The sequence below is a fragment of the Lysobacter helvus genome, assembly GCF_018406645.1.
Lineage (GTDB): Bacteria > Pseudomonadota > Gammaproteobacteria > Xanthomonadales > Xanthomonadaceae > Noviluteimonas > Noviluteimonas caseinilytica.
The window spans coordinates 1,799,773-1,817,956 of record NZ_AP024546.1; the positions used below are offsets into that span (position 1 = coordinate 1,799,773).

The 18,184-nt window shown below is 69.2% G+C and carries 14 protein-coding genes; 13 read left to right on the forward strand and 1 reads right to left on the reverse strand.

What is annotated here, in order from left to right; genetic code table 11:
• Positions 1-59 precede the first annotated feature (59 nt).
• Positions 60-2,558, reverse strand: a complete 2,499-nt coding sequence (locus tag LYSHEL_RS08790; protein ID WP_213433558.1) for a penicillin-binding protein 1A — start codon at positions 2,556-2,558, stop codon at positions 60-62.
• Positions 2,559-2,791: 233 nt separating this feature from the next.
• Between LYSHEL_RS08790 and LYSHEL_RS08795 the strand changes: the two genes are divergently transcribed.
• The 13 genes from LYSHEL_RS08795 (at position 2,792) to tkt (ending at position 18,182) form a co-directional block, all read left to right on the forward strand.
• Positions 2,792-3,850: a pilus assembly protein PilM gene (locus LYSHEL_RS08795; RefSeq protein WP_213433560.1), complete on the forward strand. Its 1,059-nt coding sequence runs from the start codon at positions 2,792-2,794 to the stop codon at positions 3,848-3,850.
• Entirely contained in the window at positions 3,850-4,581 is a 732-nt protein-coding gene (locus LYSHEL_RS08800; protein ID WP_213433562.1) for a PilN domain-containing protein, read from the forward strand. Before LYSHEL_RS08795 ends, LYSHEL_RS08800 begins: the two co-directional genes overlap by 1 nt.
• Positions 4,578-5,249: a type IV pilus inner membrane component PilO gene (locus tag LYSHEL_RS08805; protein ID WP_213433564.1), complete on the forward strand. Its 672-nt coding sequence runs from the start codon at positions 4,578-4,580 to the stop codon at positions 5,247-5,249. Before LYSHEL_RS08800 ends, LYSHEL_RS08805 begins: the two co-directional genes overlap by 4 nt.
• A gap of 1 nt (position 5,250) precedes the next feature.
• A complete protein-coding gene (locus LYSHEL_RS08810) occupies positions 5,251-5,784 on the forward strand; it encodes a pilus assembly protein PilP (RefSeq protein ID WP_213433566.1) in 534 nt (177 codons plus the stop codon).
• Between the two features lie 11 nt (positions 5,785-5,795).
• Positions 5,796-7,757 carry a type IV pilus secretin PilQ gene (locus LYSHEL_RS08815; RefSeq protein ID WP_213433568.1) on the forward strand — a complete coding sequence of 654 codons (1,962 nt, stop codon included), beginning with the start codon at positions 5,796-5,798 and terminating at the stop codon, positions 7,755-7,757.
• 152 nt (positions 7,758-7,909) lie between these two features.
• Positions 7,910-8,902, forward strand: coding sequence for an AAA family ATPase (locus tag LYSHEL_RS08820; protein WP_213433570.1), 993 nt, complete (start codon positions 7,910-7,912; stop codon positions 8,900-8,902).
• Between the two features lie 18 nt (positions 8,903-8,920).
• On the forward strand, positions 8,921-9,844 hold the full coding sequence (locus tag LYSHEL_RS08825; protein WP_213433572.1) for a DUF58 domain-containing protein: 924 nt from the start codon (positions 8,921-8,923) through the stop codon (positions 9,842-9,844).
• A 7-nt stretch (positions 9,845-9,851) separates the two neighbouring features.
• Complete coding sequence (locus LYSHEL_RS08830) at positions 9,852-10,304, forward strand: DUF4381 domain-containing protein (RefSeq protein WP_213433573.1); 453 nt, start codon at positions 9,852-9,854, stop codon at positions 10,302-10,304.
• On the forward strand, positions 10,301-11,329 hold the full coding sequence (locus LYSHEL_RS08835; RefSeq protein WP_213433574.1) for a vWA domain-containing protein: 1,029 nt from the start codon (positions 10,301-10,303) through the stop codon (positions 11,327-11,329). The genes LYSHEL_RS08830 and LYSHEL_RS08835 overlap by 4 nt, the downstream gene beginning before the upstream one ends.
• Positions 11,326-13,101 carry a VWA domain-containing protein gene (locus LYSHEL_RS08840; RefSeq protein ID WP_213433577.1) on the forward strand — a complete coding sequence of 592 codons (1,776 nt, stop codon included), beginning with the start codon at positions 11,326-11,328 and terminating at the stop codon, positions 13,099-13,101. The genes LYSHEL_RS08835 and LYSHEL_RS08840 overlap by 4 nt, the downstream gene beginning before the upstream one ends.
• Positions 13,098-14,747, forward strand: coding sequence for a BatD family protein (locus LYSHEL_RS08845; RefSeq protein WP_213433579.1), 1,650 nt, complete (start codon positions 13,098-13,100; stop codon positions 14,745-14,747). Before LYSHEL_RS08840 ends, LYSHEL_RS08845 begins: the two co-directional genes overlap by 4 nt.
• 68 nt (positions 14,748-14,815) lie before the next feature.
• Positions 14,816-16,123 (forward strand): dicarboxylate/amino acid:cation symporter, encoded by a 1,308-nt coding sequence (locus LYSHEL_RS08850; RefSeq protein ID WP_213433581.1) that lies wholly within the window; start codon positions 14,816-14,818, stop codon positions 16,121-16,123.
• Between the two features lie 67 nt (positions 16,124-16,190).
• Entirely contained in the window at positions 16,191-18,182 is a 1,992-nt protein-coding gene (gene tkt, locus LYSHEL_RS08855) for a transketolase (protein ID WP_213437730.1), read from the forward strand.
• The last annotated feature ends 2 nt before the right edge of the window (positions 18,183-18,184 follow it).

Consider the following 18,184-nt stretch of genomic DNA (forward strand, 5'->3'; position numbering starts at 1 on the left):
CGCGTCCTCCGTTGAGACCCGGGCCGACTCTAGCATCGGCCCGTCGTTGCGATGTCGACTCAGAAGATGTCGAACGCCTCTTCGCTCGGCGCCGTGTCCTCGGGACCGTAGTCCACGTAGTTCTCCATCTTCTCGAGGTCTTCGTTCTTCACCCACTCGACGATGCCGCCGTTGCCTTCCGGCAGCAGCTGGCCGCCGGCGCCGACGGAGACCTTGACCATGCCGTCGGGCGGATCGTTGGCCATGATCGGACGATCCTTCAGCGCGACGCGCATGTAGTCGATCCAGATCGGCAACGCGGCCTTGCCGCCGTATTCGCGATAGCCCAGCGACTCGAACTTGTCGCGGCCCACCCACACGGTGGTCACCATGTTGCCGCCGAAGCCGGAGAACCACGCATCGCGGTGGTCGTTGGTGGAGCCGGTCTTGCCGCCGACGTCTTCGCGGCCGAGCACCTTGGCGGCCGTGCCGGTGCCGCGCTGCACGACGTCGCGCATCATCGAGACGAGCTGGTAGGCCACGCGCTCGTCGATCGCGCGGGGCGCGAGGACGGCGTCCGGCGGCGGGGCCGTCGGCTTGGCCTGCGCCTTGTCGCCGGCGGGCTTGGCGACCGGCGCGGGCGCGTTGCCGAGGTCGAAGCCATCGACGACGCTCGACGCGGTTTCCTGCCCCGCGCGCTGGCCGCACCCGCGGCAGGCGATCGGCGGCTTCTCCTTGAAGATCACCGTGCCGTTGCGGTCCTTCACTTCATCGACGAACCACGGATTGACGAGGTAGCCGCCGTTGGCGAACACCGCGTAGCCGCGCGCGACGTCGATCGGCTTGAGCGACGAGGCGCCGAGCGACATCGACAGGTTGGGGACCAGCTGGTCGATCGGGAAGCCGAAGTGGCTGATGTACTTCCGCGCGTAATCCACGCCGATCGCATCGAGCAGGCGCACCGACACCAGGTTGCGCGACTGCACCAGCGCTTCGCGCAGGCGCATCGGGCCCTTGAAGTCGCCGGTGTCGTTCTGCGGGCGCCACGTGTGGCCGACGCGATCCTTGAACACCACCGGTGCGTCGAGGACGATCGACGCCGGATTGAATCCGCGCTCGAACGCCGCTGCATAGAGGAACGGCTTGAAGCTCGACCCCGGCTGGCGACGCGACTGCGTGGCGCGGTTGAACTTGTTGGACGCGAAGCTGAAACCGCCGACGAGCGCGCGCAGCGCACCGGTGTCGGCATCGAGCGAGATCAGCGTGGACTGCGCGCGCGGCAGCTGGTCGAGTTCGAACTTGGGCTTCGCATCGGCGGCGGCCAACGCGACGGGCTTGCCGTCCTTGTCGAGCGCGGGCTTCGGCACGATGCGGCGCACGCGCACGATGTCGCCGCGCTTCACCAATGCGGACGGGCTCTTGCCGGTCCACGTGCTGGCGGAGGCGCCCAGTTCGAGCGACGTGCCGTCGCCGAGCAACACGGTCGCGGTGCCCGCGCCGGTACCGGTCACGAGCGCCGGCCACAGGTCGCCCTGGACCGACATGCCGCGCAGGTGCGCGCGCAGGGCGTCGGGCGAGGACTCGGTGCCGAGGTCGACCTGCTTTTCGGCGCCGCGCCAGCCATGGCGGTGGTCGTAGGTGGCCAGGCCATCGCGGATCGCCTGGTCGGCCGCCACCTGCAGGGTGGGGTCGATCGTGGTGGTGACGTGGTAGCCCTTGGTCAGCACGTCGCCGCCGAACTTCGCCACCATCGCCTGGCGCACCATCTCGGCCACGTACGGCGCATAGACCTCGACCGGGCGCTCGTGCGGCGTGGCGTGCATCGGCACGGACACCGCGGCGCGTTCCTCGGCCACGCCGATGAAGCCCAGCTCGCGCATGCGCTGCAGCACGTAGTCGCGACGCAGCTTCGCGCGCTCGGGGTTGGTGATCGGGTTGCCGCTGGAGGGGAACTTCGGGATCGACGCGAGCGTGGCCATTTCGTCCAGCGAGAGCTGGTCGAGCGACTTGCCGTAATAGAACTCCGAGGCCGCGGCCACGCCGTAGGCGCGGTTGCCGAAGAAACTCTTGTTGAGATAGAGCTCGAAGATCTCGTCCTTCGTCAGCTCGTTCTCCATGCGCATCGCCAGCATCATTTCCGCGAGCTTGCGCGTGTAGCTGTACTCGGAGCTCAGGAAGAACTGGCGCGCCACCTGCTGCGTGATCGTCGATCCGCCGGGCACGCGCTTGTCGTTGGTGGTGGCGAGCAGCCACACCGCGCGGGCGACGCCCTTGTAGTCCACGCCGTGGTGTTCGTAGAAGCGCGCGTCCTCGATCGCGATGAAGGACTGCTTCAACTTCGGCGGCACGCGCTCGATGTCGATCGGGTAGCGGCGCGTCTCGCCGAACAGGGCCATGAGCCGCCCGTCCCGCGCGTACACGTACATGGGCTCCTGCAGTTCGACATGGCGCAGGGCGTCCACGTCGGGCAGCTTGGGAGCGATCAGGAAATACAGGAGGGTCAGACCCAGGACGCCCAGGACCACCGCGCCCAGGAACGCGACGAGCGTCCAGCGCAGCCAACGACGAAAACGTGACATCAAACCAATCCGATTGCGGGTGTCGTGGCCCGGGAGTATAGAGGTAGCACGCCGACGTCCCGAGCGACTGGGGAACACCGTCCGGAATCGACGCCCGGCGACGTTGGAAGGGGGAATGTCTCGACTTGTGACCGCCACCCGGGGAAGGGGTGGTTGCCAGAACGTTTAAAGTCCGTTATTTAATGCTCTGGGGCACGATGTGCGCGTAAGCGCCCGTCAATAGGGGAGAAAACGTGGGTCTGATCACAAATAGTCAGCCGCCCTTGATCGGCGTCGACATCAGTTCGACTGCGGTCAAGTTGCTGCAGCTCTCCCGTGCCGGGAACCGCTATCGCGTAGAGCACTACGCGGTCGAGCCGCTGCCGCCGAACGCCGTCGTCGAGAAGAACATCGTCGAAGTCGAGGCGGTGGGCGAAGCGATCAAGCGTGCCGTGGCACGGTCCGGCGCCCGCGCGCGCCATGCGGCCGCGGCCGTCGCCGGGTCGGCGGTGATCACCAAGATCATCCCGATGCCCGCCGACCTGGACGAGGACGAACTGGAATCCCAGGTCGAACTCGAAGCGGTCAATTACATCCCGTACCCGATCGAGGAAGTGAACCTCGACTTCGAGGTGCTGGGCGCCATGCCGGGCAACGTCGAAATGGTGCAGGTGCTGCTCGCGGCCTCGCGCACCGAGAACGTCGATGCCCGCGTGTCCGCGCTGGAACTCGGCGGCCTCTCGGCCCGGGTGATGGACGTGGAAGCCTTCGCCATCGAGAACGCGTTCTCGCTGCTCGCCGACGGCCTGTCCGCGCCGCGCGACGGGATCATCGCGATGGTCGACACCGGCGCCACGATGACCACGCTCAACATCCTCCGCAACGGTCGCAGCCTCTACAGCCGCGAACAGGTGTTCGGCGGCAAGCAGCTCACCGACGAAGTGATGCGCCGCTACGGCCTGAGCTACGAGGAAGCCGGCCTGGCCAAGCGCCAGGGCGGGCTGCCGGAAAGCTACGAGATCGAAGTGCTCGAGCCCTTCAAGGAAGCGATGGTCCAGCAGGTCAGCCGACTGTTGCAGTTCTTCTACGCGGGCAGCGAATTCAACCGTGTCGACCAGATCGTCCTCGCCGGCGGTTGCGCCTCCATCCCCGGCATCGCCGCGATGGTGGAAGAACAGCTCGGCGTGCCGACCGTGGTGGCCAACCCGCTCGCGCAAATGACGCTCGGCCCGCGCGTGCAGGCACACGCCCTCGCGCAGGACGCCCCCGCGCTGATGATCGCCTGCGGCCTCGCCCTGAGGAGCTTCGACTGATGGCACGGATCAACCTCCTCCCCTGGCGCGCGGAACGCCGCCGGCTCCGGCAGAAGGAATTCCTGGCGATGCTGGGCGCGTCCGCGGTCGCCGCGGCGCTGATCTCCTTCGGGATCGTGATGTTCTACAACCGCCAGATCGACGGCCAGAACGAGCGCAACGCGTTCGTCAAGGACCAGATCACGCAGGTCGATTCCAAGATCAAGGAGATCGAGGAACTCGACAAGAAGAAAGCGAAGCTGCTGGCGCGCAAGGAAGTCATCGAGCAGCTGCAGGCCAACCGCTCGCAGATGGTGCATCTGTTCGATTCGCTGGTGCGCACGATCCCCGACGGCGTCACGCTCTCGGCAATCAAGCAGGAAGGCGACGTGCTCACGCTGTCGGGCCGCTCGCAGTCCAACGCGCGCGTCAGTACCTACATGCGCAACCTCGAAGGCTCCGGCTGGATGACCAACCCCGAGCTGTCGGTCATCGAAGCGCGCGGCGACAACAAGGGCCTGCCGTACGAGTTCAACCTGCAGGTCAAGCTGGCCAACCCGAACGCGCCGAAGGACACCAACGGCGACGGCATCCCCGACACGGTGGCCACCGCCCCGGTCGCCACGCCCGTCGACGTGACCGCCCCGGCTTCGTTCGCCACCGCCGCGCCCGCACCGGCCGCCACCGCCGCCGCCGCGCCGGCCGCGCCCGCCGCAACCGCTGCAAAGCCGACCACCGGAGGCGCCCAGTGAGCCAGAAAACGATGGCGCTGAAGGACCTCAGCCTCAACAACACGTCCGCCTGGCCGCAGCAGTACAAGATCGCGTTCTGCGCCCTGATCGGCCTCGTGATCGTCGGCCTGGCCTGGTACTTCTTCGTGTCCGACCAGCGCAACGAGCTGGCCGGCCTGGAACGCCAGGAAGCCGACCTCCGCGCCGAGTTCGAAAACAAGCAGGGGCGCGCCGCCAACCTCGAACCGCTCAAGCTCCAGCTCACGCAGATGGAACAGCAGTTGCAGCAGATGCTGCGCCAGCTGCCTTCCAAGACCGAGATGCCGGACCTGATCATCGACATCTCGCAGACCGCGCTCGCGACCGGCATCTCCAACGAACTCTTCCAGCCGGGCCCCGAAGCCCCGAAGGAGTTCTACGCCGAGAAGCCCATCTCGCTGCGCATGGTCGGCACCTACCACCAGTTCGGCGCGTTCGTCAGCGGCGTGGCCTCGCTGCCGCGCGTGGTCATCATGACCATGCACGACATCTCGCTCACCCCGCGCAACCCGACGCCCGGCAGCAAGATCGGTCCCAACAGCGTCCTGCAGCTCGCAGGCACGGTGAAGACCTACCGCTACCTCGACGAAGACGAGACCGCCGCGAATGCGACGACCACGCCGGCCGCCGCGCCGCAGGGAGGGAAGTGAGATGGCCCGCCTTGCACAAGCACGCCTGCCCGCCGCCCTCGCCATGGCCCTGCTGCTCGCCGGTTGCGGCCGCAGCGTGACCAGCGGTCCGCCCCCGGGCAACCTGGAAAGCTGGGCCGCCGAAGTGAAGGCGCGTCCCGCGCCGCCGCTCGACCCGCTGCCCGTGATGCAGCAGTTCGAGACCTTCGAATACGCCGCGCAGGCCCTGCGCGATCCTTTCAGTGAAGCCTTCACCGATGTCAGCGGTGGCAGCGGCCCGCGTCCGGACCCGAACCGTCCGAAGCAGACGCTGGAGCAGTTCCCGCTCGACAGCATGGACATGGTTGGCACGATCGGCCGGGGACCCGGGCTGACTGCGTTGGTCATGGCACCGGACAAGGTGACTTACCGGGTGCACCCGGGCGTTTACATGGGGCAGAGCGACGGTCGGGTGACCGCCGTTTACGAAGACCGCATCGAACTGGTGGAGTTGGTACCGGACGGCGCTGGCGGCTGGCTGGAGCGACCCGCTTCGGTCGCGCTACAAGATCAATAAGGGGATAGACGATGACCGTTCTCAACGCCAAACCCATGCGGCCTGCTCGGCGCCCGTTCCTGAGGGCGAGCGCCATCGGGCTCGCCATCGGGCTGCTCACGGCGTTCGGCGCCGTGGACGCCGCGCAGTCCGGACGCGTCCTGATGGCGCAGGCAGCGGCTGCCGCGCCCGCCAACGCACCGGCCTCCAGCCTGGATCCATCCAAGGTCCTGCCGGGCGCGATCAGCGTGTCCAACATCGACTTCAAGCGTGGCGACGGCGGCTCCGGTCGCCTCGCGCTGCGCTTCACCGGTGGTGGCGCGGTACCCGACATGCGCACCGAAGGGTCGCGCGTGATCATCGATGTCGGTAACGCCAAGCTGCCGGCCGCGCTGCAGAAGTCCATCGACGTGGGCGACTTCGCCACGCCGGTCGAGCGCATCGAACCGCGCGCCAACGGCGCCGGCACCAAGCTGGTGGTCAGCACCAACGGCAACTACGAGTCGCGCGCCTACCAGACGGGCAACGAGTACGTGGTCGAGATCGTGCCGAAGGCCGCCAAGGTCGCCGCCGCGCCGGGCGCAGGCCCCGCGATGGGCGCGGCCAACACCAACGGCACGCCGGTGCGCGCCTACGGTGGCCGCCCGGTGACGTTCAACTTCCAGGACGTGCCGGTGCGCACGGTGCTGCAGCTGATCGCCGAAGAGTCCAACCTCAACATCGTCGCCTCCGACACCGTGTCGGGCAACGTGACGCTGCGCCTGATCAACGTGCCGTGGGACCAGGCGCTCGACATCGTGTTGCGCGCCAAGGGCCTGGACAAGCGCCGCGACGGCAACGTCGTGTGGGTCGCGCCGCAGAAGGAAATCGCGGACTACGAGCAGGCCAAGGAAGACGCCCGCATCGCGATCGAGAACCGCGCCGAGATGGTCACGGAGTACATCCCGATCAACTACGGCAACGCCGAGGAAATCGCCAAGCTGCTGACCGACGAGAGCAAGAGCGGCTCGGGTGGCGGTGGCGCCGCCGGTGCCACGCGCGGCTTCCTGTCCGGCCGCGGCAGCATCAGCTTCGACCGTCGCACCAACACGCTGCTGGTCATCGACATCCCGGCCAAGGTCACCGAAGTGCGTCGCCTCGTGGGCCTGCTGGACAAGCCGGTCGACCAGGTGCTGATCGAAGCGCGCATCGTGATCGCCACCGAATCCTTCGCCCGCGAACTGGGTGCGAAGTTCGGCATCGCCGGCAACACCGACAACGTGTTCTACAACGGCAACGTCGCGGCCAACACCGAGACCGCCAACTCGTACGCCAAGGCCGCGCAGGCCAACAGCTCCACGCCGCCGCCGAACCCGCTGCAGGTCGGCACGCTGACCAAGGCGCTCAACGTCAACCTGCCCGCGGTCAACGCCGCCGGTGCGCTGGCGCTGTCGATCATCAACGCGGGCTACGTGCTGGACGTCGAACTCTCGGCGCTGCAGACCGAAGGCCGCGGCGAAGTGATCTCCAACCCGCGCATCGTCACCAGCAACCAGAAGGAAGCGGTGATCCGCCAGGGCCAGGAAGTCGGCTACGTCACCGTCTCCGCGCAGCAGGGCGCCGGTGCCGCCGCCATCCCGAACGTCCAGTTCAAGGACGTGCTGCTCGAGCTGAAGGTCACCCCGACGATCACCAACGATGGCCGCGTGTTCCTCAACATGGCCGTCAAGAAGGACGAGATCGAAGGCTTCGTGTCCTCCGGCATCGGCGACGTCCCGCAGATCAACAAGCGCGAAATCAACACGGCGGTCCTGATCGACAACGGCCAGACCGTGGTGATCGGCGGCGTGTACGAGTTCCGCGACCGCGCCGACGTCACCAAGGTGCCGTGGCTCGCCGACCTGCCCGTCATCGGCAACCTGTTCAAGAAGAAGGGCCGCTCGAAGGAAAAGGCCGAGCTGCTGATCTTCGTGACGCCCAAGGTGATGTCGGTGGCGCAGCGCAATCCCGGCTGATCCCAGCGCATCCGCTTCACGCAATCCCAACGGGGCCGAAAGGCCCCGTTGTCGTTCCGGGCCTTAACGCGACGAAACCATGACCTTCGTCGGTGAACCATCGCATCGGCAACCAGTCAAACTGCGCCCTCCCCCCTGAGGCGAATTCGTCGATGGACGCTCGCACCGACCCGCCGTCCCGCCTGCACGTCGCCTTCGGCACGTTGCGCGACCAGTTGTCCGCGGAGATCGTCGGCCAGGCCGAACTGATCGAACGCCTGCTCATCGCATTGCTCGCCGACGGCCACCTCCTTGTCGAAGGCGCGCCCGGCCTGGCCAAGACGTCCGCCATCCGCGCGCTCGCCGCGCGCCTGGATGCGGCCTTCGCCCGCGTGCAGTTCACGCCGGACCTGTTGCCGGCCGACCTCACCGGCACCGAAGTGTGGCGGCCGCAGGACGGCCGCTTCGAATTCCAGCCCGGCCCGATCTTCCATCCGCTGCTGCTGGCCGACGAAATCAACCGCGCGCCCGCGAAGGTCCAGTCCGCGCTGCTCGAAGCGATGGGCGAGCGGCAGGTCACCGTCGGTCGCCAGACGTATCCGCTGCCGCCGCTGTTCCTGGTGATGGCCACGCAGAACCCGATCGAACAGGAAGGCACCTTCCCGTTGCCCGAAGCGCAGCTCGACCGCTTCCTGATGTACCTGCGCATCGGCTATCCGGCCGTCGCGGCGGAAACCGAAATCCTGCGCCTGGCCCGCGAACGCGCGCGCACCGTGCTGCAACCGGTCAGCGACGCGATCGACCGCATGCCGATCGACGACGTGTTCGCCGCGCGCGCCGCCGTCCTCGACCTGCACCTGGCGCCGCCGGTGGAGCGCTACATCATCGAACTCGTCCTCGCCTCGCGCGACGCCGGGCGTTACGACCCCGCCCTCGCGCGCCGCATCGCGTGGGGCGCGAGCCCGCGCGGGTCGATCGCCCTCGAACGTTGTGCACGCGCCCGTGCGTGGTTGGCGGGCCGCGATTTCGTCACGCCGGAAGACGTGCGCGCGATCGCCCCCGACGTGCTGCGCCATCGCGTGCTGCCGAGCTACGAAGCCACCGCCGAAGGCTGGGACGGCGATCGCCTCGTGCACGCGCTGCTCGACAAGGTCCCCCTGCCGTGATGCTGCGCGCGTTCTGACATGGCCGAGGATCGGCAACCGCGCGAAGGCCTCGCGCCGACCCTGCAGGAACTGGTCGGCCTGCGAGCGCTTGCGTTGGGCCGTCGCGCTGCGCGGCGCGGACGCCACGGTGTGTCCGGCCAGGCGCTGTCGCCGTTGCGCGGCCGTGGCATGGAATACGCCGAATCGCGCGAGTACGCGATCGGCGACGACGCGCGCCACATCGACTGGCGCCTCACCGCGCGCAGCGGACGCCCGCACACCAAGTTGTTCCAGGCCGAACGCGAACGCCTGACGCTGCTCGTCGCCGACACCGCGCCGTCGATGTATTTCGGCACGCGCGTGCGCTTCAAGTCGGTGCAGGCCGCGCGCGCCGGCGCGATCGCCACGTGGGCCGCCCTGCGCGACGGCGACCGCATCGCCGCCTTGCGCGGCAGCACGCGCGAAGCGCCGATCCCGCCCGCCGCCGGTCCGCGTGGCGCATTGCGCGTGCTCGATGCGCTCGTGCGCTGGTACGCCGCGCCGCCCGCCGACGACGCGGGCCTCGGCGTCGCGCTCGACCACGCGGCACGATTGCTGCGCCCCGGTTCCCGTCTCGTCGTGCTCGCCGATCCCGCCAGCATCGCCGCGATTCCCGCGCATCGCTGGCCCGCGTTCGCGCTGCACCACGACACCACCGTGTTGTTGCTGGTGGATCCGCTCGAGCGCGATCCGCCGAAGGCCGCGCTGCCGTTCTTCGCCGCCGGCGAAGCCGCGCATCGCGTCGAGCTCGACCTCGCCAGCCCCGCGCAACGCCAGCGCTGGCGGACGGAATTCGTCGCGCCGCTCGACGCCGCATTGCAGGCCTTGCCCGCGCGCGGCGTGCGCGTGCAGATCGTGTCCACCGATGCGCCGAGCGATGCCTGGCTCGGCGCATGGGGCCGGCCGCAGGCCAGCGTGGCCTGAGATGCCGATGGCCGCGACGCCCGACCTGGTCCTGCGCGACGTGCACGCCGCCGCCGCGACGCCGTGGTGGCCGCTCGCGCCGGGCTGGTGGCTCTTGCTCGCGCTGGTCGTGGCCACGTTCGCGATCGTGTTTGCGATGTGGTGGCGCAAGCGGGCGCGGCGCCGTGCGTTCGCGCGCGTGTTCGACACGACGCTCGCCGACGCACCAACGCCCGTGGCCCGCGTCGCGGCGATCTCCGAACTGTTGCGTCGCGCTGCCCGCCTGCGCGATCCCGACGCCGATCGCTACGAAGGCGAACGCTGGCGCGCGCACCTGGATGCCGGTGCGAAGCAACGCCTGTTCGAAGGCGACGTCGGTGCGCTGTTGCTCGAAGGCCCGTTCCGCCGCGACGTCGACGCCACCGCCGTCGACGCGCTGCAACGCCGCGCGCGCCAGCGCTACCTCGAGTGGATGCGATGAGCGCGCTGCTGCCTGCGGGTCTGCTGGACACGCTGTCCACGTTCGCGTGGCCGCTGGTGCTGCTCGCGTTGCCGTTGCCGTTGCTTGCGCGCTGGGTGTTGCCGCGCCGCCGTTCGATCGGGGCCGCATTGCGCGTCCCCTTCGGTGCACGGCTCGACGCCGTGGCCGCCGCCGGGGGTGGCCATGCCTTGCGCGGTCGCGGCGCCGGCCTGCTCGCGTGGATCGCCTGGGCTGCGTTGTGCGTCGCCGCTGCGCGACCGCAGGAACTTGGTCCGCCCGTCGCGCCGCCGCAAGCCGGGCGCGACCTGATGCTCGCCGTCGACCTGTCCGGCAGCATGAGCCAGGAAGACATGGACCTCGGCGGACAACCCGTCGATCGCCTCACCGCGGCGAAAGCCGTGCTCGCGGATTTCCTCGACCGGCGCGCAGGCGATCGCGTCGGCCTGCTCGTGTTCGGGCAACGCGCGTACGCGCTCACGCCGCTCACGCTGGACCTGTCGACGGTGCGCCAGCAGCTCGACGACAGCGTCGTGGGCCTCGCCGGTCGCGAGACTGCACTCGGCGATGCGCTCGCACTCGCGGTGAAGCGCCTGCAATCGCAGCCCGCCTCGCAACGCGTGGTCGTGTTGTTGACCGACGGCGTGAACACCGCCGGCGTGCTCGATCCCGACAAGGCCGCCGAACTCGCGCGCGATGCGCACGTGCGCGTGCACACCGTCGCCTTCGGCGGCGACGGCGGCATGTCGTTCTTCGGCTTGCGCTTGCCGGTCGCCGGCGGCGACGACGAGATCGACGAGGCCGGCCTCAAGCGCATCGCCGATACGACCGGCGGCCGTGCGTTCCGCGCGCGCGACACCGAATCGCTCGCCGGCATCTACGCCGAGATCGATCGCCTCGAACCCGTCAAACGTCCCGGCCAGGCCGTGCGCCCGCGGCTCGAACGCTATCCCTGGCCGCTCGGTGTCGCGCTGTTGTGCGCGGTGCTCGCAGCGCTCCCGTTCGGGCGCATCGGACGGCGCGTATGAACGACTTCTCGCTCGCGCTGCTCCACTTCGTGCGTCCCGCGTGGTTGTGGGCGCTGCTCGCCTTGCCGCTGATCGCGTGGCTCTGGCGGCTGCGTCGTCGTCGCGAGAACGCATGGCGCGGTGTCGTCGATCCGCACCTGCTGCCGCACCTGCTCGAACCCGCGGGCGGCGTGCGCGCCCGCAGCGCCATCGTCTTCGTGCTGCTCGCGTACGCGCTCGCGATCCTCGCGCTCGCCGGCCCCGCGTGGCGCCAGGTGCCGCAACCGTCGTGGCAGAGCCGCACGCCGCTGGTGATCGCGATGGACCTGTCCAGCGCGAGCGCCGCCACCGATCTTCCGCCGTCGCGCTTGCTGCAGGCGCGCGCGAAAGTCGCGACGTTGCTGCGCGAACGCAACGGCGGCCAGGTCGGGCTCGTCGCGTTCGCCGACGACGCGTACACCGTTGCGCCGCTCACCGACGATGCGGCGAACGTCGCGTTGTTCCTCGATTCGCTCGAGCCCAGCGTGATGCCGATCGACGGCCATCGCCCCGGCCACGCGATCCGGCAGGGCGCGCGCCTGCTGCAGCAGGCCGGCTTCGATCGCGGCGACATCCTGGTGCTCACCGACCACGGCGACACCGACGCGAACGAAGCCGCCCGCGAAGCCGCAGGCAAGGGCCTGCGCGTCTCGGTGCTCGGCATCGGTTCGAAAACCGGCAGCGACGTGCGCACGCGCGACGGCGAGCTCGAACGCGTCGCGCTGGATTCGCGTTCGCTGCAGGCGCTTGCCGCGGCGGGCGACGGCAACTACGCGCCGATCGCCGTCGACGATTCGGATCTGCGCGCCCTCAACGTGCTGCAACCGCGCGCCGAAGATGCGATCGCGACGCAGGGCCGCGCGGGCAAGGCGTGGGAAGACGCGGGGTACTGGTTGTTGTTGCCGTTGATGGCGATCGCGTTGTTCGCATTCCGGCGTGGCGCCGGCGTTGCGGCCGTCCTCGTCGTGTTGTGCCTGCCGCCGGGGTTCGTGCATGCACAGGCGCGCGATGCGGTGCAGGGTTCGCTGTGGCGACGCGCGGACCAGGTGGCTGCAGAACGCATGGACGCCGGCGAACAGTCTTATCGCAAGGGCGATTTCACCGCGGCGGAGCATGTGTACGACGGCCTCCCGGGCGCCGATGCGCACTACAACCTCGGCAACGCACTGGCAAAGCAGGGCCGCTACGACGAAGCCATCGACGCCTACAACGCTGCATTGCGCGAACACCCCGGCATGGCGGATGCGATCGCCAACAGGAACGCCGTGCTGAAAGCGAAGCAACGCAAGCCGCCGTCCGGCAAGAGCAAGCACGAAGATCCGCGGTCGCAAGGCCAGCAGGGCGACCAGAAGCAGAAGGGATCGGGCAAGACCGATTCGGAGGCGCCCGAGCCCGGCAAGGCGCAAGGGCAGGGCACGCCGCAATCGCAGCCGCAGCAGAAGCCTGCGTCGTCGGAATCGCAGTCGCAGGGCCAGTCGAAGCCTGCGCCGCCGCCGAAGAACGCGGATCCCGAAGCCCAGCGCGCCGCCGACGCCGCGCAACGCGAACGCATGCAACGCGCGCTGCAGGGCAAGCAGCCCGGCCAGCAGGATCCGTCGAAGACGCCGCAGGCTGCGCGCCCCGAGACCGCCGCCGAACGCGAACGCCGCCTCGCCAACGAAGCCTGGCTGCGCCGCGTGCCGGATGATCCGGGCGGCCTGCTGCGCGCCAAGTTCCAGATCGAATACGAACGCCGACAGCAGGGGGGCGAATGACAACGCGTCGTTGGGTGGCCTTCGCGCTCCTCGCCTTGCTGTGCATGAACGCGCAGGCGCAGGTGCGCGCGTGGCTCGATCGCGATCGCATCGCCTCGGGCGAAACCACGACGCTCAACATCGCCGCGCCCGCGCTCGACGTCGCGCCCGATTACGCGCCGCTGCAGCGCGACTTCGAACTGTCGCAACGCAGCAGCCAGCGCAGCGTCTCGATCGTCAACGGCGCCACCACGATCCACACGCAGTACTCGGTGGTGCTGCAACCGCGCCGCGACGGCGTGATCACGATCCCCGCGCTGCGCGTCGGCGGCAACCGAATGTCGCCGCCGCTCACGCTCACCGTCACGCCGGCCAGCAGCGTGCCCGCGCGCGCGGGTGACGTCGCGTTCATCGATGCGCAACTGGATGACGCGCATCCGTACGTGCAGCAGGCCGTCGGTTTGAAACTGCGTCTGTTCTACGCGGTGCCGCTGGTCTCCGGCCAGCTCGACCAACCCGAACCGCAGGGCGCCACGCTGCGCAAGGTCGGCCAGGACCTGCAGTACTCGCAGGAAATGGCGGGCCGCCGCTACAACGTCGTCGAGCGTCGCTACCTTTTGATCGGCGAACACAGCGGCCGGGTGCTGCTGCCGGGTGCGCGCTTCCGCGGGCAGGGCGTCGGTGGCTTCTTCGACGATCTGTTCGGCGATGGCCGGCGTCCGCTCGCCGCCGATTCGCCGGCGCGCACGCTCGACATCCGTCCGATCCCCGCCAACGCACCGCAACCGTGGTTGCCGCTCAACGACCTGCGCCTGCGCTATTCGACGATGCCCGGCCGCGTGCGCGCGGGCGAAGCGACGACGGTGACGGTGGAAGCGGTCGCCGACGGTGCGGTCGCCTCGCAGTTGCCGGAACTCGTGCTCGATGCCGGCGGCGCCGCGCAGGTATTCCCCGATCCGTTGCAGTCGGACGAAACCTTCGAAGACGGGCGCCCGCGCACCACGCTCACGCGCAAGTTCTCGATCGTGCCCGCGCGCGCCGGTGCGCTGAGCATCGCCGCGCCACGCATCGAATGGTGGGACGTGCGCGGTGCGGTCCCGCGCACCGCGACGTTGCCGCCGATCGCGCTCGATGTCGCGCCGGGGGCCGCGGGCACCCCCGCCGCTGTCGACGCGACGGCCACGACCGCCACCACGACGCAAGCCGGCGAAGACGGCCGCATCCGCATCCCCGGCATCCAGGGCCGCATCCTGCCGTGGGCCGCGCTGGCGGCGCTATTTGCGGTGTTGTGGTTCGTCACGCTGATGTGGGGATTGCATCGCCGGCCCGTCGTCGTCGCGGCGCCGACGGAAGGCCCGTCGCCATCGCCCGCACCGCATCCCGACCTGCGCCGCGCGCTCGCCGACGGCGACCTCGGCACCATCGCCGATGCATTGCGCGCCAGCGCCACGCCCCCCGTGCACGACCTCGATGCGTTGCGCGATCGCCTCGCCGATCCCGCGCAGCGCAACGCAGTCGAACAGTTGCAGCGCGCACGCTGGGCCGGCGGCGACCCGCGCGCCGCGCGCGACGCCGTGCGCGCGGCCTTCGCACGCGGCCTGCGCTGGCGCACCGATGCCCCCGCACCGCGCGCAGACCCGCTGCCGCCGCTGTACCCGCCCGCCTGACGCGCACCGCGGCCTGCTAAAGTCGCGAGCGATTCCGCGGGCGGTCCGCGGGCACCGGATCCGACGCGATGACCAACACGCCTTCCGCCCGCACGGGCATGCCGTTCCACTGGAAGATGGCGATCGGCTTCGCCGCCGGCATCCTCGCGGGGCTGGCCGTGCACGCCACGGGGCTGATGGAAGCGGGCTGGGTGCAGGCGTTCACGCAGTACGTCACCACGCCGTTCTCGAAGATCTTCCTCAACCTGATCTTCATGCTGATCGTCCCGCTGCTGTTCTCGGCGCTGGTGGTCGGCATCGCGGAGATGGGCGACATCCGCGCGCTGGGCCGCATCGGCTGGAAGACGCTCGCCTACACGGTCGTGCTGTCGGCGGTGGCGGTTTTGCTGGGCCTGGTGCTGGTCAACTGGCTGCAGCCGGGCGCGGGCGTGGACCCGGCGCTGGCGCAGCAACTGCTCGCGGAGAACGCGGGCCGTGCGCAGGAAATCGTCGCCAGCGTCGGCACGCAGCCCAAGGGCATCGACATGCTGCTGTCGATCGTGCCGGACAACGTGATCGGCGCGGCGTCCGACAACAGCTCGATCCTCGCACTGATGTTCTTCGCGGTGATGTTCGGCGTGGGCCTGGTGCTCAGCCCGTCGCCCAACACCGACGTGCTCAAGCGCGGCATCGAAGGCCTCCTCGAGATCTCGATGACCCTGATCGGCATCGTGATCCGCCTGGCGCCGTACGCGGTGTTCTGCTTCATGTTCAACCTCACCTCGATCTTCGGCTGGGACCTGCTGCTGAAGCTCGGGGCGTACGTCGGCGTCGTCGTGCTGGCGCTCGCGTTGCACCTGTTCGTCAACTATTCGATCGCGCTGAAGCTGGCGGGCAAGTCGCCGCTGCAGTTCTTCCGCGGCAGCCAGGAAGCGATGGTGATGGCGTTCTCCACCGCCTCGAGCAACGCGACGTTGCCGACCGCGCTGCGCGTGGCCGAAGAGAACCTCGGCCTGCCGCGCCGCGTGTCGCGCTTCGTGCTCACGGTGGGCGCCACGGCCAACCAGAACGGCACGGCCTTGTTCGAGGGCGTGACCGTGCTGTTCCTCGCGCAGTTCTTCGGCGTGGACCTCAGCCTTGGCCAGCAGGCGATGGTGATGGTGGTCTGCATCCTCGGCGGCATCGGCACCGCGGGCGTGCCGTCGGGCTCGCTGCCGGTGGTGGCGCTGATCTGCGCGATGGTGGGCGTGAACCCGGTCGGCATCGGCATGATCCTGGGCGTCAACCATTTCCTCGACATGTGCCGCACCACGCTCAACGTCACGGGCGACCTGACGCTGGCCACGCTGGTGGCGGCGGGCGAGCCGGACGCGGAGCCTGCGCCAACGGTCGCTTGATCGGGGCGCGGGCGGGCGCCGGCGTGGGAGAATGCGCGCCTTGCCCGCCGCCCCCCTCGACGCCCCCATGACGACGCCCAGCCGCCGCGACCTCGCCAACGCCATCCGATTCCTCGCCATCGATGCGGTCGAGGCCGCGAAGTCCGGCCACCCGGGCATGCCGATGGGCATGGCCGACATCGCCGAAGTCCTGTGGAACGACTTCCTCCGGCACAACCCCAACAATCCCTCGTGGTTCAACCGCGACCGCTTCGTGCTCAGCAACGGCCACGGCTCGATGCTGCACTACGCGCTGCTGCACCTGTCGGGCTACGACCTGACGATCGACGACCTCAAGCAGTTCCGCCAGCTCGAATCGAAGACGCCGGGCCATCCGGAAAACTTCATGACGCCGGGCGTCGAAACCACGACCGGCCCGCTCGGCCAGGGCTTCGCGAATTCCGTCGGCATGGCGCTCGCCGAGCGCCTGCTCGCGCAGCGCTTCAACCGCCCGGAATTCGAAGTCGTCGACCACCACACCTGGGTGTTCATGGGCGATGGCTGCCTGATGGAAGGCATCTCGCACGAAGCCGCGTCGCTGGCCGGCACGTGGGGCCTGAACAAGCTGATCGCCATCTGGGACGACAACCACATCTCGATCGACGGCAACGTGCGCGGCTGGTTCACCGACGACACGCCGGCGCGCTTCGAAGCCTATGGCTGGAACGTGATCCGCGGCGTCGACGGCCATGACGCCGATGCGATCAAGCAGGCGATCGAAGGCGCGCTCGCCTCGCAGGACAAGCCCACGCTGATCTGCGCGCGTACCACCATCGGGTTCGGTTCGCCGAACAAGGCCGGCAAGGAGTCGTCGCACGGCGCGCCGCTGGGCAAGGACGAAATCGCCCTCACGCGCGAAAAGCTGGGCTGGACGAGCGGCCCGTTCGAAATCCCGCAGGAGATCCGCGACGGCTGGCGCGCGGGCAACGCCGGCATCGTGCGCGAAGAACAGTGGAACCGGATGTTCGACGGCTATGCCAAGCGCTATCCGGACCTCGCCGACGAACTCGTGCGCCGCGCGCGCAACCAGTTGCCTGAAAACTGGAACGACGCCGCCGACGCGTACATCGCGAAGCTGCAGGCCGAAGGCCCGGTCGTCGCCTCGCGCAAGGCCTCGCAGATGGCGCTGGAAGCCTACGGCCCGCTGCTGCCGGAACTGATCGGCGGCTCGGCGGACCTGGCGCATTCCAACCTGACGTTGTGGAAGGGCAGCAAGTCGGTCACCAGCACGGACGCCGACGCCAACTACGTGTACTACGGCGTGCGCGAATTCGCGATGACCGCGATCAGCAACGGCATGGGCCTGCACGAGTGCTTCATCCCGTACGACGCGACGTTCCTGGTCTTCAGCGACTACGCGCGCAACGCCGTGCGCATGAGCGCGCTGATGGGCGCGCATGCGATCCACGTGTACACGCACGATTCGATCGGCCTGGGCGAAGACGGCCCGACGCACCAGCCCATCGAGCACCTCGCCACGCTGCGCTACATCCCCGGCAACGACGTGTGGCGCCCGTGCGACGCGGTGGAATCGGCCGTGTGCTGGCGCGCCGCGATCGAACAGCACGACGGCCCGAGCTGCCTGGTGTTCACGCGCCAGAACCTCGCGCACCAGCAACGCACGCCGCAGCAGGTCGCCGACATCCGCCGCGGTGGCTACATCCTGCGCGACAGCGTGGGCGCGCCGCAGCTGATCCTCATCGCGACGGGTTCGGAAGTGGGCCTGGCGATGGATGCCGCCGCGCAACTCGGCGATGGCGTGCGCGTGGTGTCGATGCCTTCGACCGACGTGTTCGACCGCCAGGACGCCGCGTATCGCGACGCCGTGCTGCCGGATGCCTGCCGTCGCCGCGTCGCCATCGAAGCCGGCGTCACCGACTTCTGGCGCAAGTACGTCGGCCTGGACGGCGCGGTGGTCGGCATCGATCGTTTCGGTGCGAGCGCACCGGCGGAAGCGCTGTTCCCGCACTTCGGGTTCACGGTCGAGAACGTGGTGCGGGTGGCGAAGAGCCTGCGCTGACG

Bases quoted from the DNA above. Each gene is read 5' to 3' on its own strand.
- LYSHEL_RS08845 (WP_213433579.1), top strand. From the start codon at position 13,098: ATGACAACGCGTCGTTGGGTGGCCTTCGCGCTCCTCGCCTTGCTGTGC.
- LYSHEL_RS08850 (WP_213433581.1), top strand. From the start codon at position 14,816: ATGACCAACACGCCTTCCGCCCGCACGGGCATGCCGTTCCACTGGAAG.
- LYSHEL_RS08830 (WP_213433573.1), top strand. From the start codon at position 9,852: ATGGCCGCGACGCCCGACCTGGTCCTGCGCGACGTGCACGCCGCCGCC.
- LYSHEL_RS08815 (WP_213433568.1), top strand. From the start codon at position 5,796: ATGACCGTTCTCAACGCCAAACCCATGCGGCCTGCTCGGCGCCCGTTC.
- LYSHEL_RS08825 (WP_213433572.1), top strand. From the start codon at position 8,921: ATGGCCGAGGATCGGCAACCGCGCGAAGGCCTCGCGCCGACCCTGCAG.
- LYSHEL_RS08800 (WP_213433562.1), top strand. From the start codon at position 3,850: ATGGCACGGATCAACCTCCTCCCCTGGCGCGCGGAACGCCGCCGGCTC.
- tkt (WP_213437730.1), top strand. From the start codon at position 16,191: ATGACGACGCCCAGCCGCCGCGACCTCGCCAACGCCATCCGATTCCTC.
- LYSHEL_RS08835 (WP_213433574.1), top strand. From the start codon at position 10,301: ATGAGCGCGCTGCTGCCTGCGGGTCTGCTGGACACGCTGTCCACGTTC.
- LYSHEL_RS08810 (WP_213433566.1), top strand. From the start codon at position 5,251: ATGGCCCGCCTTGCACAAGCACGCCTGCCCGCCGCCCTCGCCATGGCC.
- LYSHEL_RS08820 (WP_213433570.1), top strand. From the start codon at position 7,910: ATGGACGCTCGCACCGACCCGCCGTCCCGCCTGCACGTCGCCTTCGGC.
- LYSHEL_RS08790 (WP_213433558.1), bottom strand. From the start codon at position 2,558: ATGTCACGTTTTCGTCGTTGGCTGCGCTGGACGCTCGTCGCGTTCCTG.
- LYSHEL_RS08840 (WP_213433577.1), top strand. From the start codon at position 11,326: ATGAACGACTTCTCGCTCGCGCTGCTCCACTTCGTGCGTCCCGCGTGG.